Origin of the sequence: Pseudoalteromonas sp. GW168-MNA-CIBAN-0100, assembly GCF_040309225.1 — a bacterium.
GTDB lineage: Bacteria > Pseudomonadota > Gammaproteobacteria > Enterobacterales > Alteromonadaceae > Pseudoalteromonas > Pseudoalteromonas arctica.
Genome location: NZ_JBEOOL010000920.1, coordinates 1 through 247 on the forward strand (window position 1 = coordinate 1; position 247 = coordinate 247).

At 48.6% G+C, this 247-nt stretch carries 1 protein-coding gene; it reads left to right on the forward strand.

The features are described 5' to 3' along the window. The coding region (locus AAEY62_RS24015; RefSeq protein WP_350636974.1) for an aldehyde dehydrogenase family protein at positions 1–247 on the forward strand (247 nt) is incomplete at both ends.

The window sequence follows — 247 nt, forward strand, 5'->3', positions numbered from 1 at the left end:
TTACTACGCAGCCCGCGCTGAAGAGCTATCGCAAGATGAGCGCTTTGAAGCTCGTGGTGTTATTTTATGTATTAGCCCATGGAACTTCCCGCTAGCTATTTTCTTAGGCCAAGTAGCCGCTGCCATTGTGACTGGTAATACCGTTATTGCAAAACCAGCTGAGCAAACCAGCCTAATTGCGCTGCGTGCCATTGAACTTATGCTGTCGGTAGGTTTACCAGAGCATGTTGTGCAAGCGGTAATAGCC